The 15,743-nt window shown below is 63.7% G+C and carries 13 protein-coding genes and 1 tRNA gene; 5 read left to right on the forward strand and 9 right to left on the reverse strand.

Features of this window, described 5'->3' with window-relative positions; all coding sequences use genetic code 11:
• Nucleotides 1-182 precede the first annotated feature (182 nt).
• Together H5V43_RS05785 and H5V43_RS05790 are read right to left on the reverse strand one after the other, a co-directional pair.
• On the reverse strand, nucleotides 183-2,402 hold the full coding sequence (locus H5V43_RS05785; protein ID WP_025550871.1) for a S9 family peptidase: 2,220 nt from the start codon (nucleotides 2,400-2,402) through the stop codon (nucleotides 183-185).
• A gap of 118 nt (nucleotides 2,403-2,520) precedes the next feature.
• A tRNA-Val gene (locus tag H5V43_RS05790) sits at nucleotides 2,521-2,595 on the reverse strand.
• Nucleotides 2,596-2,729: 134 nt separating this feature from the next.
• On the opposite strand from H5V43_RS05790, the gene H5V43_RS05795 reads away from it, so the two are divergent.
• A complete protein-coding gene (locus H5V43_RS05795) occupies nucleotides 2,730-2,858 on the forward strand; it encodes an entericidin A/B family lipoprotein (RefSeq protein WP_007685859.1) in 129 nt (42 codons plus the stop codon).
• Between the two features lie 17 nt (nucleotides 2,859-2,875).
• Here the strand turns inward: H5V43_RS05795 and H5V43_RS05800 are convergent, their stop codons facing one another.
• Complete coding sequence (locus H5V43_RS05800; protein ID WP_025550870.1) at nucleotides 2,876-3,064, reverse strand: hypothetical protein; 189 nt, start codon at nucleotides 3,062-3,064, stop codon at nucleotides 2,876-2,878.
• Nucleotides 3,065-3,235: 171 nt separating this feature from the next.
• On the opposite strand from H5V43_RS05800, the gene hslV reads away from it, so the two are divergent.
• Entirely contained in the window at nucleotides 3,236-3,802 is a 567-nt protein-coding gene (gene hslV, locus H5V43_RS05805; RefSeq protein ID WP_025550868.1) for an ATP-dependent protease subunit HslV, read from the forward strand.
• A 117-nt stretch (nucleotides 3,803-3,919) separates the two neighbouring features.
• Nucleotides 3,920-5,221 carry an ATP-dependent protease ATPase subunit HslU gene (hslU, locus tag H5V43_RS05810; protein ID WP_025550866.1) on the forward strand — a complete coding sequence of 434 codons (1,302 nt, stop codon included), beginning with the start codon at nucleotides 3,920-3,922 and terminating at the stop codon, nucleotides 5,219-5,221.
• Between the two features lie 122 nt (nucleotides 5,222-5,343).
• On the opposite strand, the gene H5V43_RS05815 is transcribed toward hslU, so the two are convergent.
• Together H5V43_RS05815 and phaR are read right to left on the reverse strand one after the other, a co-directional pair.
• The gene (locus H5V43_RS05815) at nucleotides 5,344-6,870 is read right to left on the reverse strand and encodes an aminoacyl--tRNA ligase-related protein (RefSeq protein ID WP_025550865.1); all 1,527 of its coding nucleotides are present in this window, start codon (nucleotides 6,868-6,870) and stop codon (nucleotides 5,344-5,346) included.
• A gap of 209 nt (nucleotides 6,871-7,079) precedes the next feature.
• Nucleotides 7,080-7,676: a polyhydroxyalkanoate synthesis repressor PhaR gene (phaR, locus tag H5V43_RS05820; protein ID WP_025550863.1), complete on the reverse strand. Its 597-nt coding sequence runs from the start codon at nucleotides 7,674-7,676 to the stop codon at nucleotides 7,080-7,082.
• Here phaR and H5V43_RS05825 point away from each other — a divergent pair.
• Complete coding sequence (locus H5V43_RS05825) at nucleotides 7,675-8,763, forward strand: alpha/beta hydrolase (protein ID WP_025550861.1); 1,089 nt, start codon at nucleotides 7,675-7,677, stop codon at nucleotides 8,761-8,763. The two genes, phaR and H5V43_RS05825, sit on opposite strands and share 2 nt — an antisense overlap.
• A gap of 50 nt (nucleotides 8,764-8,813) precedes the next feature.
• Nucleotides 8,814-9,986, forward strand: coding sequence for an acetyl-CoA C-acetyltransferase (locus tag H5V43_RS05830; RefSeq protein WP_025550859.1), 1,173 nt, complete (start codon nucleotides 8,814-8,816; stop codon nucleotides 9,984-9,986).
• A gap of 59 nt (nucleotides 9,987-10,045) precedes the next feature.
• On the opposite strand, the gene alr is transcribed toward H5V43_RS05830, so the two are convergent.
• The 4 genes from alr to H5V43_RS05850 form a co-directional block, all read right to left on the reverse strand.
• The gene (gene alr, locus H5V43_RS05835; protein WP_193666791.1) at nucleotides 10,046-11,092 is read right to left on the reverse strand and encodes an alanine racemase; all 1,047 of its coding nucleotides are present in this window, start codon (nucleotides 11,090-11,092) and stop codon (nucleotides 10,046-10,048) included.
• A gap of 40 nt (nucleotides 11,093-11,132) precedes the next feature.
• Nucleotides 11,133-12,725: an MFS transporter gene (locus H5V43_RS05840; RefSeq protein ID WP_099185776.1), complete on the reverse strand. Its 1,593-nt coding sequence runs from the start codon at nucleotides 12,723-12,725 to the stop codon at nucleotides 11,133-11,135.
• A gap of 247 nt (nucleotides 12,726-12,972) precedes the next feature.
• Nucleotides 12,973-13,344: a tRNA-binding protein gene (locus H5V43_RS05845; RefSeq protein ID WP_099185775.1), complete on the reverse strand. Its 372-nt coding sequence runs from the start codon at nucleotides 13,342-13,344 to the stop codon at nucleotides 12,973-12,975.
• Between the two features lie 277 nt (nucleotides 13,345-13,621).
• Nucleotides 13,622-15,622: an acetyl-CoA carboxylase biotin carboxylase subunit gene (locus H5V43_RS05850; protein ID WP_099185774.1), complete on the reverse strand. Its 2,001-nt coding sequence runs from the start codon at nucleotides 15,620-15,622 to the stop codon at nucleotides 13,622-13,624.
• Nucleotides 15,623-15,743: the final 121 nt, after the last annotated feature.

A 15,743-nucleotide genomic window follows, 5' to 3' on the forward strand; every position in this document is an offset into this window, starting at 1 on the left:
GCGCCGTTTGTCCAGTGACAAGCCGTTTATTGCGTCAAAGCTTGGCTTGCATGGCGGACCTTGCCCTGCCCCCTTCCCTTACACCCTCCCTCCGTTCGGGCTGAGCCTGTCGAAGCCCTTCACTTTCTTCTCAGAGAAAGCCCTTCGACAGGCTTGGAGCGAACGAAGGACAGGGTTCAGAATTATCGAGATTGAGGCCCCGTCCCATGCCGCGCCAGGAAATCCTCGATGGTCCGCCACAGATGCACGCTGATCCCCGGCCCGCCGACGCGGTGCGTCTGGCCCGGATAGACCATCATCTCGAACGGCACGGCGGCGCCCTGCATCTTCGCCACCAGCGCCGTCGAATTGTCGAACACCACATTATCGTCCGACATGCCGTGGATCAGCAGCAGCGGGTCCCTGATCTTCACCGCCTCATCCACCGCGCCGGAACCGGGATAGGCGCTGGGCTTCTCCTGCGGCCGGCCCAGATAGCGCTCGGTATAATGGGTGTCGTATAGTTCCCATTTCGTGACCGGCGCGCCCGCCACCGCCGCAGAGAACACCCCCGGCGCCTTCTCCAGCAGCTTGAGCGACATATAGCCGCCATAGGACCAGCCATAGGTCGCGATCCGCTTGGGATCGACATAGGGCTGGGTCTTGAGCCAGTTCACGCCCGCAAGCTGATCCTCCACCTCGACCGTACCCATGGCATGGTAGATCTGGTCCTCGAACGCCTTGCCGCGATCGGGCGTACCCCGATTGTCGACGGCAAAGACGATCCAGCCCCTGTCTACCAGATATTGGTAGATGGGCGATCCCCATGAATTGGTGACCTGCCGTCCGGCGCCGGGCCCGCCATAATGGAGCATGAAGACCGGATAGCGCTTCCCTGCCTCCAGCGGCGGCGTCATGATCCGGGTGTAGAGCGTCGAGCCGTCCGCCGCCTTGATCGTGCCGAACCGGGTCTTCACATGGCTGGCCCAATAGGGCGCATAGGGGTGGCTGCCCCGAACCGCATTCTCCGACAGCCAGTTCAACTGCTTGCCCCCGCTGTCGGCCAGATAGACCTGCCTGGGCTGGTCGCTATTGCTGCGCGCGACCACGATGCGGCTCGCCGCGCCGTCCATCACGGCGTCGTTCCACCAGCCCGCCGAGGTCAGCTGCCGCAGCGGCCCCGCCTTGGCGAGCGGCGCGGCATAAAGCTGCTGCTCCAGCGGCGTTTCCCTGTTGCCGGTGAAATAGACGAGGCCCTTCCCCTCATCCACGCTCACCACATCGCGCACTTCCCATTCACCGCTGGTGAGCGGCGTCCACCGGCCGCCCCGCACATGGTAGAGATGTCCATGGCCGGTCTTTTCCGACCACCAGAGGAAGCTGCCATCCTTGAGCGGCGTGAAATTGTTGCTGAGGTTGATCCAGCTCTTCGCCCTTTCGGTCAGGATCACCCGCGCCCTGCCGGTCGCCGGATCGACGGCCAGCAGGTCGAGCGTCTTCTGGTCCCGGCTCTCGCGCTGGACGTAAAGTGTTCTGCCATCCTTGGACCAGTCGACGCGGGCGAGATAAACATCCTTCTCCGTGCCGAGATCGACCTTGACGGGCTCCCCGCCCTCCGGCTTCATCACATACAGTTCGATCAGCGCATTGGGCGTTCCGGCCGCCGGATAGCGCTGCTCATAGACCTTGGTGCCCTCGCCGCCGATGGCCGTGCGCGTGACGATGCCGACCGGGCTTTCGTCCACGCGCGCAACCGCGATCAGCCTGTCGTCGGGCGACCACCAATAGCCGGTGCGCCGGTCCATTTCCTCCTGAGCGACGAACTCCGCCACGCCCCAGCTCACCGTGTCGCTGGCGCCCTGGGTCAACTGCTTCTCCGCGCCGCCCATTGGCTGAACGAAGAAATTGCCGCCGCGCACGAAGGACACATAGCCGCCCCTGGGACTGACCACGCCGTTCAACTCGCCATCGGGCGTGTCGGTGAGACGCGTGACCTTCCCATCCAGCGCGGCCAGATAAAGGTCGCCGTCGACCGGCACGAGGATGGACTTGCCATCCGGCGCCCAGTCATAGCTGACGATGCCGGTGCTGCCCGCGACGGAACGATCCCGCTCCCGCTGCATCTTCTCCGCCTCGGAAAGCGCCGCGCCGCTGCCTGTCTTCTTCGAATCGACCAGCATCCGCTCCGCGCCCGTGGACGTATCCACCGCCCAAAGGTCGAGCCGTTCCTTCTCATCCGTCCGTGGCTTCAGCAGCGTCACCAGCTTGCCGTCGGGCGACAGCTTCAATGCCCTTGGTTGCGGGCCGGAGAGGTCCGGACTGGCGAACACCCGCTCCAGGGTCAGCTTTTCCTGCGCCTGGGCGGACATCACGGAAAGCAACAGCGCGCCGACAGCCGCGCCGCTTTTCAGATATGGCGACATTTTCATCCCTTGCCTCGCGGCGAAACCGCCGCATCACATGGCGCAGAGAATTAGCGCCAAGCAGATGAAAAGATCAATGTTGGGAAATAATATTTCTCCGCCATGATCGCCCGGATCATGGTGGGCGCGACAGGGATTGAACCTGTGACCCCACCCGTGTGAAGGGTGTGCTCTACCGCTGAGCTACGCGCCCCCTGTAAGGAGGAGGCGGCCATTGGCATCCACCGCGCCGCCTGTCAAGCATATCGGACAAGCTATTTTCCGAAAATGGACTTATCCGCTTCATCCGCGTTATAGTCGATACGCTTTCAGAAGGAGTGCATATTCATGCGTCAAACCGTCGCCCTGGTCATTGCCGGGCTGCTTCTCACCTCTTTGGCCGCCTGCAACACCGTGAAGGGTGCGGGCCGGGACATCGAATCCGTCGGCCGCGCCGGGGAAAAAGCCATCAACTGATCCGGCGGGACCGCCGGTTACTGGAGGATGCGGCCGGCAACGGCCGCATCCTTCTCCAGGCGGACGCCGTCGCATTCCGGCTCGCCACAATCGCAGGCGGCGATCGTATAGCGTACGCCGCACATCACCAGCACGTCCTGGTCGAAGGAATAGTTCGATATTCCCGCACGTTCGACCTTTTCCTGCGCTCTGGCCTTGAGGGTCATGATCCTGCCTCTCTGCAACATGCCCGAATGATTGTTGCTGCGTTGCACAATGTCAATTGCGCCAGATTGGTTCCTGAACGAATTGAAATAAATCTGTCCAGAAAATGACACGATCCGGCGCTTATGCAGCGGATGCTTGCGCGCCGTCACCATCGCTCCCATATGCCGGCCATGAATGACCAACGCTCCCATTCCATGCCGGTCTGGCATGGCACGACCATCATGTCGGTACGCAAGAACGGGAAGGTGATCGTGGCCGGCGACGGCCAGGTCTCCATGGGCCAGACGGTGATGAAGCCCAACGCCCGCAAGGTCCGCCGTCTCCACGATGGATCGGTCATCGGCGGCTTCGCCGGCGCCACGGCGGACGCCTTCACCCTGTTCGAACGGCTGGAGGCCAAGCTGGAGCGCCACAACGGCCAGTTGATGCGCGCCGCCGTGGAACTCGCCAAGGACTGGCGGACCGACAAATATCTCCGCAACCTGGAAGCAATGATGATCGTCGCGGACAGGGAAGTGACGCTGATCCTGACCGGCAATGGCGACGTGCTGGAACCGGTTGGCGGCGTCGCGGCCATCGGTTCGGGCGGCAACTTCGCCCTCGCCGCGGCGCGGGCGCTGGTGGAATATGAGGAAGATGCCGAAACCCTGGCCCGCAAGGCGATGAAGGTGGCGGCGGACATCTGCGTCTACACCAACGACCAGCTCGTGGTCGAAGAGCTGGAATCTGTAGCTTGAACCCCGTTCGGGCTGAGCCTGTCGAAGCCCCCTCCTTTCTTCAGAAGCAACGCCCTTTGACATTTGAATGAGCCAGGCGGCTCATGAAGACAGGGCGAACGGATTTTTAGAGATCCCATGAACGACAATCTGACACCCAAAGCCATCGTCTCCGCCCTCGACGCCCACATCATCGGCCAGGCCGACGCCAAGCGCGCGGTCGCCGTCGCGCTGCGGAATCGTTGGCGCCGTCAACGCCTCTCCGCCGACCTGCGCGACGAGGTGACGCCGAAGAACATCCTGATGATCGGCCCCACCGGCTGCGGCAAGACGGAGATCAGCCGCCGTCTCGCCAAGCTGGCCGACGCGCCCTTCGTCAAGGTGGAAGCGACCAAATTCACCGAGGTCGGCTATGTCGGCCGCGACGTGGAGCAGATCGTCCGCGATCTGGTCGAGGAAGCCGTGCGCCTGGAACGCGACCGCCGCCGCGAAGCCGTGCGCGAAGCCGCGTCTGAAGCCGCCATGGCCCGCCTGCTCGACGCCCTCACCGGCAAGGAAGCGAGCGAGGCGACCCGCCTCTCCTTCCGCCAGCGGATCGAGAACAACCAGATGAACGATGTCGAGGTGGAGGTGGAGGTCACCGACAGCCCCTCCATGCCGATGGAAATCCCCGGCATGGGCGGCCAGATCGGCATGATCAACCTCAGCGACATGATGTCCAAGGCCTTCGGTCAACAACAGAAGAAGCGCCGCAAGCTGCGCGTCGCGGAAGCCTGGGACAAGCTGGTCGAGGAGGAGCAGGACAAGAGGCTGGACCAGGACGATGTCGCCCGCGTCGCCATTTCCAGCGCGGAGCAGAACGGCATCGTCTTCCTCGACGAGATCGACAAGATCGCGGTGAGCGACGTGCGCGGCGGCTCCGTCAGCCGCGAAGGCGTGCAGCGCGACCTGCTGCCGCTGATCGAGGGCACGACGGTCTCGACCAAATATGGCCCGCTCAAGACGGACCATATATTGTTCATCGCATCGGGCGCTTTTCATGTGGCGAAGCCCAGCGACCTGCTGCCGGAATTGCAGGGCCGCCTGCCGATCCGCGTCGAACTGAAGGCGCTGACGGAGGATGATTTCGTCTCGATCCTCTCCGACACCAAGGCGAGCCTTGTTGCGCAATATCGCGCGCTGCTGGCGACCGAGGGCGTGACCATCGACCTGACGCCCGACGGCATCCGCGCCGTCGCGAAGATCGCGGCGGAGGTGAACAGCGAGGTCGAGAATATCGGAGCTCGCCGCCTCCAGACGGTTATGGAAAAGCTGCTGGAGGATGTGAGCTTCGACGCCGAGGATCGCCAAGGCGAAACGCTGGTGATCGATGCGGCCTATGTGGAGAAGCAGTTGAGCGCAGTGGCGCGCAACACCGACCTCAGCAAATATGTGCTGTAAGGGCGAAGCTAGCCCTTATTAACGCCGTGTTCCTGCCTGCGCAGGAACACGGCGTATTTACAGACGCCTCTGTCAATCAAGCGAAGTCAGAAGCGGTTCCGACTCCACCTACTGATTAAAAGTCAGTAGCTCCGCCCCACCAGCACACGCTCCACCGCCTTCTCGCCGGTGAACACGCACAGCCCATCCGCCGCTTCCGCATCGGATGGAATATTGCGCAACGTCAGCTTCTCACCCTTCAACCACTCAACCACCTTGTCGAGCGCAGCCCCAGTCGGCTTGGCCCACTGCACCAGCGCCCAGCCCGGCTTCTTGCTCGCGCCGAAATAAGCCTTCAGCCCATCCAGCGACGTCACCGACCTGTCGATATTCCCCAGCAGCCGCGCCTGCGCATCCGCAAACAAAGCCTGCTGAATATCCTCCAGCATACCCGTAGCCGCGCCAAGGAAGTCCGCCTTCGCCACAATCTGGCTATCGAGCTTCCCGTCCTCACGATAAAGCCGATCACGCCGGATTACGGACACATTGCCCCCGGCCACGTCGCGCCCGCCGACTTCGATCACGACCGGCGCCCCCTTCTTGACCCAGCCCCAGCGCTTGTTCGCCGCCTTGGCCGGCCGCCGGTCCAGCAAGGCGCGCACCGGCTCCCGGAACACATCCTGCCTGTTCAGCTCCGCCACCAGCTCGCCGCAATAATCCAGGATTGCCGCATCCTCATCCGTATCGCGCAGCATCGGCACGACGACCACCTGATAAGGCGCGACCCGCGGCGGCACGCGCAGCCCGTCATCATCGCCATGCACCATGATCAGCCCGCCGATCATCCGCGTCGACACGCCCCAACTGGTCGTCTGGGCCAGTTCCTGCTGCCCCTCGGCATTCTGGAACTTGATATTCTGCGCCGAAGAGAAGGTCGTGCCCAGGAAATGCGATGTGCCTGCCTGCAACGCCTTGCCATCCTGCATCATCGCCTCGATGGAATAGGTCGCGACGGCCCCCGGAAAGCGCTCATTCTCGGGCTTCTCACCCGCGATCACCGGCAGCGCCACGCACTCCTCGGCAAAGCCGCGATAGACTTCCAGCATCTTGAGCGTCTCTTCCATCGCCTCATCGACGCTGGCGTGAGCAGTATGCCCCTCCTGCCAGAGAAATTCCGCCGTGCGCAGAAACATCCGCGTGCGCATTTCCCAACGCACGACATTCGCCCACTGGTTGATCAGCACCGGCAGGTCGCGCCAGCTCTGCACCCAGCGGGAGAAGGCCGCGCCGATCACCGTCTCCGACGTCGGACGAACCACCAACGGCTCCTCCAGCTTCGCTTCGGGATCGGGGATCATCTTCCCGTCCTTCTGGATCAGCCGGTGATGCGTGACGACCGCCATCTCCTTGGCAAAGCCGTCGACATGCTCCGCCTCCTTCTCGAAATAGGAAAGCGGAATGAACAGCGGGAAATAGCAATTCTCATGGCCGGTCGCCTTGATGCGCTCGTCCAGCAGCTTCTGCATCCGTTCCCAGATGCCGTAACCCCATGGACGGATGACCATGCACCCGCGCACACCGCTTTCCTCGGCCATGTCGGCTTCGGAAATGACGGCCTGATACCAGGCGGCGAAATCCTGTTCGCGGGTAACGGAAAGGGCATGCTTCACGGGATCGACCTTAAAATTCGAGTGGATGGCGCGCCATAGGCCAAGCGCGCCGCCCCTGTCGACCCCAAAGGGCCGTCGCCCCAATGAGCAACCAGCCCAAGTAAAGGGCGAACATCGACAATATCGTCATCCCAGCGAAAGCTGGGATCTCGTAAGGCCAGGCTGTGTCGTACCGCCTGAGATCCCAGCTTACGCTGGGATGACGGAAATCAGGAAAGCTTGTCGATCTTCGCGTTGAGCGCGGCAAGCTGGGCCTTGAGTTCCGCGATCTCATCGTCCTTCGCCTCTTCGGCAGCGGACGGCGTGGGCGAAGATGTCGGCGCCGCCATGCCAGCTATTCCGGGCATCCCCGGCATCCCCGTGCCAAAGGCGCTCGCCGCCGCCTCGAACATCTGCATGTTGCGCTTGGCGATCTCGGCCAGCGGGCCGCCGCCGAAGGCACCCTTCATGGCTTCCTGGAACTGCTGCTGGTTCTTGCGAAAGGCGTCCATCGACGCTTCCAGATATTGCGGCACCATGGACTGCATGGAATCGCCGTACATGGCGATCAACTGACGCAGGAAGTTGACGGGCAGCATGTTCTTGCCCCGCTGCTCCTCCTCCATGATGATTTGGGTCAGGACATTATGCGTGATGTCCTCTCCGGTCTTCGCATCGACGACGACGAACTCGCGCCCCTCACGAGTCATCTGCGACAAAAGATCCAGCGTGATGTAGCTCGACGTTTCTGTGTTATAGAGCCGCCTGTTAGCGTACTTCTTGATGACGACCGGTTCGGATTCGTTCGCGGTCTTAGATTTGGCCATGGATACCTCTCCCACACCTGCATTTTCCGCATTAGCACAAGGGAATGCCGCGCCGCAACATGGGCCGCGGCCCCTGCCTCTTTTTCTCAATATTTTATGGCGCGAGACGCAGGATGATCCCGAACTGCGCAAACGGGCGTTCCAGGGTTTGCGGAAATATCAGGAGGCTATTCGCCCCGCCCCGCCCCCCGCCGTTCCCGTCGTGGCTCGCGAAGGCAGCGCCAGGCTGCTTCGATATGGGACGGAAAACGGCCGTCATCCCGTGGTTTTCGTGCCTTCGCTGATCAACCCGCCGCAAGTGCTGGACCTGTCCGGCAGCCGGTCCATGCTGCGCCACATGCGCGCAGCAGGACATGACGCCTATCTGGTCGACTGGGGCACACCCGCGGCGGACGACGGCACGCTGGGGCTCGACCGGCATGTGACAGACCGCCTGCTGCCGATGCTGGCCGCCCTGCCCCGGCCACCCATATTGGTGGGATATTGCCTCGGCGGAAATCTGGCCATCGGCGCTGCGGCGCTGCAACCCGCAAGGGCGTTGGCGACGATTGCCGCGCCCTGGAACTTCGACGGGTTCCCTGCGGCAGACCGGGAACAGATCGGCGCGCTCTGGCGCAGTTCCAGGCCCATGTGCCAACGGTTGGATTATGTCCCGATGGAGGTGCTGCAATCGGGCTTCTGGGCGATGGACCCCGCCCGGACGATTCGCAAATATGCGGCCTTTGCCGGCATGGAGCCGGGTTCCGACGAAGAGCATGCCTTTCTAGCGGTCGAGGATTGGGCCAATGGCGGCCCACCGCTCAGCTATGCTGCGGGGCGTGACCTTTTCGAACAATTCTATGCCGCAAATGCGAGCGGACGGGGGGAATGGCATATCGACGGACGAACGGTCGATCCCCGCCGGCTGACTTGTCCAACGCTTTCAATCCGTTCCGCAGCGGACCGCATCGTTCCCGCCGCCGCCGCCCCGAAAATGGGCGAGAACACGACCTTGAGCCTTGGCCATGTCGGCATGATCGTGGGCGGCAACGGACGGGCGATGCTGTGGGAGCCTTTGTCCCAATGGCTTTCCAGTCATGGCGGATGATGATATGTGCGCCTGCGAAAACAATCACCCCGGAACTGAGGATCAAGGCTTTGTCAGACATCGTCATCACCGCTGCCAAGCGTACCGCCGTCGGCAGCTTCATGGGCGCCTTCGGGTCGACCCCCGCGCATGAGCTGGGCCGCACCGCCATCGTCGCCGCTCTCGCCCAGGCCGGCGTCGCGCCGGAGGAAGTGGACGAAGTCATATTGGGCCAGGTCCTGACCGCGGCGCAGGGCCAGAACCCCGCCCGTCAGGCCGCCGTCAACGCCGGCATTCCGGTGGAGCGCACCGCCATCGGCCTCAACCAGCTTTGCGGCTCTGGCCTGCGCGCGGTCGCTCTGGCGGCTCAGGCGATCCGCGCGGGCGACGCCCGCATCATGGTCGCGGGCGGTCAGGAAAGCATGTCGATGGCGCCCCATGCGCAATATCTGCGCGGCGGCGCGAAGATGGGGCCGATTTCCTTCATCGACACGATGACGCATGATGGCCTGACCGACGCCTTCAACAATTATCACATGGGCATCACGGCGGAAAATCTGGCCGAGAAGTACCAGATCAGCCGCGAGGCGCAGGATGAATTCGCCGTCGGCAGCCAGAACAAGGCCGAAGCCGCCCGCGCATCGGGCCGCTTCAAGGACGAGATCGTTCCCGTGACGATCAAGGGCCGCAAGGGCGACACCGTCGTCGACGCCGACGAATATATCCGCGCCGGCGCCACGCTGGAGGCGATGCAGGGCCTGCGTCCGGCCTTCAAGAAGGACGGCACCGTCACCGCCGCCAATGCCAGCGGCATCAACGACGGCGCCGCCGCCCTCGTGCTGATGAGCGCCGATGAAGCCGCCAGGCGCAACGCGACCGTGCTGGCGCGCATCGCCGGCTTCGCGACCTGCGGCGTCGATCCCTCGATCATGGGCATCGGCCCGGCTCCGGCGAGCCGTCAGGCGCTGGCCAAGGCGGGCTGGTCGCTGGCCGATCTGGACCTGATCGAAGCCAATGAAGCCTTCGCCGCGCAGGCGCTGGCCGTCGGTCAGGAACTGGGTTGGGACCCGTCAAAGGTCAATGTGAACGGCGGCGCGATCGCCATCGGCCATCCGATCGGCGCTTCGGGCGCCCGCGTCCTCACCACCCTGCTCTACGAAATGCAGAAGCGCGACGCCAAGAAGGGCCTCGCGACCCTCTGCATCGGCGGCGGCATGGGCGTCGCCATGTGCGTCGAGCGCTAAGCCGGCGGTAAAGCAACGAAGGGCCGCCGATCCCAATCCGGATCGGCGGCCTTCTGCTGTCAGCGCCAGATACGGTCGAAACGCGCGCCCAGCCCCGTCAGCAACTCATATTGCGACAGCCCGGAAACCGCCGCCGCCTCCGCCAGCGCATAGTCGACGCCCAGCCAATCCCCCTCCGCGACCTCGGGCACACCCGACACATCGACGGCGGTCAAATCCATCGAGACCCGTCCCACCACCGGCAGGTGCCTGTCCCCGACAGTCATGGACCCCCGCCCTGAAAAGCCGCGCAAATAACCGTCGGCATAGCCCAGATTCACCACGGCGATCTCCATGTCCGCCGCTGCGCGATGGGTCGCGTTATAACCGATCGTGTCGCCAGCCCGGACGCGGCGGCGTTGCAGCACCTGCGCCTCCGGAAAGACGACCTGCCCGATCCGCCCCGCCGCTTTGGTGCGCGGCACGCCGCCGTAAAGCGCGATCCCCGGCCGCGTCATGTCGAAGGCATAGGCCGCGCCCAAGCAAATCCCCGCGCTGTTCGCCAGGCTGTAACGCGCCGCCCTGACTGCGCCCCGCAGCGCCGAAAACCGTTCCAACTGCACCTGGCTCAGCGGCACATCCTCATCGGCGGAAGCCAGATGGCTGAGCAATGTCGCCACCTCCAGCCCCGCGACCTGCGCCGAAACATCGCCCCCCCAATCCAGCCCCAGGCGGTTCATGCCGGTATCGACCATGACGTCGCAAAGCCCGCCGCCCGCCTCCTTCCAGCGCGCAATCTGCCCTTCCGTGCACAGCACCGGCCTTGCGCGGGAGGCGAGCGCCACCGCCATGTCCTCCTCCCGCACGCCATGCAGCACGGAAAGCGACACGCCCTCGCCGATCAAAGGCTCCAGCGCCATCGCCTCGGCCCAGTTGGACACGAAGAAATCCCGGCACCCCGCATCCAGCAAGCGCCGCATCACCTCCGCGCTGCCCAGCCCATAGCCATTGGCCTTGATCGCCGCCCCGCATGCCGCCGCGCCGCCCTGCCGCTTCAACCAGCGCCAGTTGGCGAGCAAAGCGCCTCCATCCAGACGCAGGCGCAAAGGTGCGGAAAAATCAGCCATCGCCTGTCCGATAGCGCTCCGCGACGCAAGCGTCGAGGGATCAGGCATCCATCGCGGCCCCGCGCGTCTCCGGCAGGGCGACGATGCAGGTCAGCAGCGCGACCGCCACCACCGCGATGGTGTACCACAGCCCCGCATAGGGATCGCCCGTCCGCGCCACGATATATTGGCTGACCAGCGGCAGGAATCCGCCGAAATAACCGGTCCCGATATGATAGGGGATCGACAGCGAGCTATAGCGGATCCGCGCTGGGAAATATTCCGACAGCAGCGCCGCGACGGGACCATAGGTCGCCCCCGACAGCGTCCAGAGCAGCAGCAGCGCCAGGAACAGCAGCAAGGCGCGCGGCCAGTCCGGAGTGACGGGGGCCGATTCATATCCCGCCGCATGCAGCGCCGCATCCAGCCCTTCCGCGCTCAAGTCCGCGACCGCCACGGAACCGACGCTGACCGAAGGCGTCGCCGCCTCCCGCTTTTCATAGGCGATGCCGCGCTTGGAAAAATGGTCGAGCAGCTTGCCGCAGACGGTCGGCTGCACCTTGGCGAAGGGATCGAAGCTGCAATCGGGGCCGCTGACGATCACCGGCGCGCGCTCCGCCGCCCGGTAGAGGGCCGGGTTCGCCACGCTCCCCATGAACTGATAGAGCGGCATGAGCAGCAACAACACCAGCGCATAGCCGATGACGATGGGCTTCTTCCGCCCCACCCGGTCGGACAGCCAGCCGAAGAAGATGAAGGCCGCCACGCCCGCAAAGGCGCTGCCGCCCACCAGCAACTGCGCGATGCCCGGCGCAACATGCAGGCCGTTCTGCAGGAAATAGAGCGCCTGGAACATCACCGTATAAGCGATGACGGTGAAGCCCGCCGCGATGCCGATCATCGCCACCAGCATCCGCCGCTTGTTGCCGGGATAGGTGAACGCCTCCTTCAGCGGATTGCGCGATTGCTCGCCCGCCGCCTTCATCGCCGCGAAGATCGGGCTTTCGCGCAGCATCAGCCGCATCCAGAGCGAAATCGCCAGCAACGCCAGCGAGAAGATGAAGGGCAGGCGCCAGCCCCAATCGTCCCACACCGCCTTGCCGACGATCCATTGCGTGCCGACCACGACGATCAGCGACAGGATGAAGCCGCCGATCACCCCCGCCTGGATGAAGCTGGTGAAGAAACCCCTCCGCCCCGGCGGCGCATGTTCCGCGACATAGATCGCCGCTCCGCCATATTCCCCGCCCAGCGCCAGTCCCTGCGCGATCCGCAGCAGGATCAGGATGACCGGCGCGGCGACGCCGATGCTCGCGGCGGACGGGGTCAGCCCGACGCCCGCCGTCGCCGCTCCCATCAGCACGATGGTCGCCAGAAAGGTATATTTGCGCCCCAGCCTGTCGCCCAGATAGCCGAACAACGCCGCGCCGAGCGGCCTGAACCCGAAACCGATGGCGAAGCCTGCCAGCGAATAGAGGAGTTCCACGGTCGGATTGTCCGTCGGGAAGAATGTACGACCGATGATCGGGGCGAGGACGCCGTAGATGTAGAAGTCATACCATTCGAACAATGTGCCGAGCGCCGAAGCGGTGATGACCAGCCGGTCACGCTTCGCATCCATCACATAGTCGGTGCCGACCGCACTTCCACCCATTCCGCCCCCGCTTGCCTGACTGATTGTTCGCCTACGTTCTAATGAAGTGCCGAACTCCGGCAAGCGCGACGTGCGAATGGACGCGATATGCGTGGGAAGCGGACACCCGCTTTATCCCTCTCCCTCAAGGGAGAGGGCTGCGCAGACTTGGCAGCTTGCTGCCTTAGTCGTAGCTGGGTGAGGGGGTTGCGATCCAGGGGATCGCGCGGAACGCAGGCCCGCTCCCCTTCATCCAGACCCGCTCCCTTCAAAACAGCCGCGCCCCATTCGGCACTGCCCGATCCGGCGCAAACAGCACCACGGCCCCGGCCTCATCGGCAAAGCCAAGCGTCAGCACCTCGGACAGGAACTTCCCGATCTGCCGCGGCGGAAAATTGACGACGGCCGCAACCTGTCGGCCCGGCAGGTCCTCCACCGCATAATGTTCCGTGATCTGCGCGCTCGATCTCTTCTGGCCGATGCCCTGACCGAAATCGATCACCAGCTTATAGGCTGGCTTGCGCGCCTCCGGATATGGCTCCGCCGAAAGGATCGTGCCGACGCGAATGTCGACCTTCAGAAAATCGTCGAAACCGATGATGTCGGCGGCGGCCGAAGCGGAATCATGATTCAGATGCATGGCGGCATGCTAGAGCGTTTTCCAAGCAGATGGAATCATCTGCTGAATCGGAAAACGCGACAAAACAAAAACTTGGAGCAGTCGAGCCGATGCAATCGGATCGGAATCTGCTCCAGAGCGATTTCCAGGCGATCGGAACCGACCGCCGGTCCAGAATCACGGAAAAACAAGGAATCTGGAACGGCGATCCGATTCAATTTCAAAGCAGCCCGCTCAAGAACCGGTCCCATGGCAAGGTCGGGAAGGCCGTTCCCCCGACCTCGCCCCAGGCAAGCGCTTATTCCAGTTCCAGAATGATCGCGTCGACCGGCAGGCTTTCCCCTTGCGCGGCGGACACGCTCTTCACCACGCCCGCCTTCTGCGCCCGCAAGATATTCTCCATCTTCATCGCCTCGATCACGGCCAGCGGCTGGCCGATCTCGACCTTGTCGCCTTCCTTCACATTCAGCGCCACCAGCAGGCCCGGCATCGGGCAGATCAGGAAGCGCGACAGGTCTGGCGGAATCTTCTCGATCATATGCCTGGCATGCACCGCCGCATGGGCGGGCAGGATGCGCAGCTTGTGGCTGGCGCCATGGGCGGTCAGCACGAAGCCCGAACGCACCGGCGCGATCTTCACCGCCAGTTGCTCCTCACCGAACTCCGCCTCGATCAGCCGATCGCCGGGCGTATATTCCAGCGCCAGTTCGATGGCTTCGCCATCCACCGTGACGTCATCGCCATTGATCACGACATCATGGACCGCATCGCCGACCTTCACCTGCCAGTCGGTCGGCGGAGCGAGGCGCTTGCCAAGCTGCCCGTCGATGCGGCGCGCCCGGTCCGCCTGCGCCATGGCTGCAAAGGCGCCGATGGCCGACAGACGCTTCAGCAGCGTCTCCGAAGCCGGCGCGCCGGTGAAGCCCTCCGGATATTCCTCCGCGATGAAGCCGGTGGTGATGTTGCCCGAACGGAAGCGCTCATGCTGCATCAGCGCGGAAACGAAATCGATATTATGCCCCGGCCCCTCGATCTCGAACTGGTCGAGCGCCGCGATCTGCTTGTCTATGGCTTCCAGACGGGTCGGCGCCCAGGTGATCAGCTTGGCGATCATCGGGTCGTAGAACATGCTGACCTCGCCGCCCTCGACCACGCCGTCATCGACACGCACCAGCGCCCCCGTTTCATCCGCGCCGGTTTCGGGCGGATTGTAACGGATCAGGCGGCCCGTGGAGGGCAGGAAGCCGCGATAGGGGTCCTCGGCATAGACGCGGTTCTCGATCGCCCAGCCGTTGATCTTCACATCTTCCTGGGCGAAGCCCAGTTCCTCGCCATTGGCGACGCGGATCATCTGCTCGACCAGATCGAGGCCAGTGATCTCTTCCGTAACCGGATGCTCCACCTGCAGACGGGTGTTCATCTCCAGGAAGTAGAAACCGTCGCCCGTCTTGTCCGCGCCCGACACGATCAACTCGACCGTGCCCGCGCTGAAATAGCCGACCGCCCGCGCCAGGGCGACGCACTGCTCGCCCATCTTCCTGCGCATTTCGGGAGACACGAAGGGCGACGGCGCTTCCTCCACCACCTTCTGGTGGCGGCGCTGGATCGAACATTCACGCTCATTGAGATAGACGATGTTGCCGTGCTGATCGCCCAATATCTGGATTTCGATATGGCGCGGGCTTTCGATGAACTTCTCGATGAACACGCGGTCATCGCCGAAGCTGTTCAGCCCCTCGCGCTTGGTCGCCTCGAAGCCTTCGCGAACGTCCTGCTCGGAATAGGCAAGGCGCATCCCCTTGCCGCCGCCGCCGGCCGATGCCTTCATCATCACCGGATAGCCGATCTCGTTCGAGATGCGGACGGCATGTTCGGTATCCTCGATCACGCCGACATAGCCGGGGACCACATTGACGCCGGCCGCCTTGGCGAGCTTCTTCGATTCGATCTTGTCGCCCATGGCGGCGATCGCGTTGGCCGGGGGACCGACGAAGACGATGCCCGCTTCGTCCAGCGCCTTGCGGAAGCTCTCCCGCTCGGAGAGAAAGCCATAACCCGGATGAACCGCGTCGGCGCCGGTCGCCCTGCACGCCTCGATGATCTTGTCGGCCAGCAGATAGGACTGGGCGGCAGGCGGCGGGCCCAGATGCACGGCCTCGTCCGCCATCAGCACATGGGGGCTGCGCGCATCCGCGTCGGAATAGACCGCAACGGTCTTGATGCCCATCTTCCGCGCGGTGCGGATGACGCGGCACGCAATTTCGCCACGGTTCGCGATCAGGATCTTGGTGATTGCCATTATCTATCCTTGCCCCAGTCCTTATTCAGTTCCTCTCACCCCGTTCGGGCTGAGCTTGTCGAAGCCCCCTCCTTCCCTTTCGAAGAGAAGTGCAGCCCTTCGACAAGCTCAGGGCGAACGG

This window comes from Sphingobium fuliginis, assembly GCF_015074805.1.
Taxonomy (GTDB): domain Bacteria; phylum Pseudomonadota; class Alphaproteobacteria; order Sphingomonadales; family Sphingomonadaceae; genus Sphingobium; species Sphingobium fuliginis.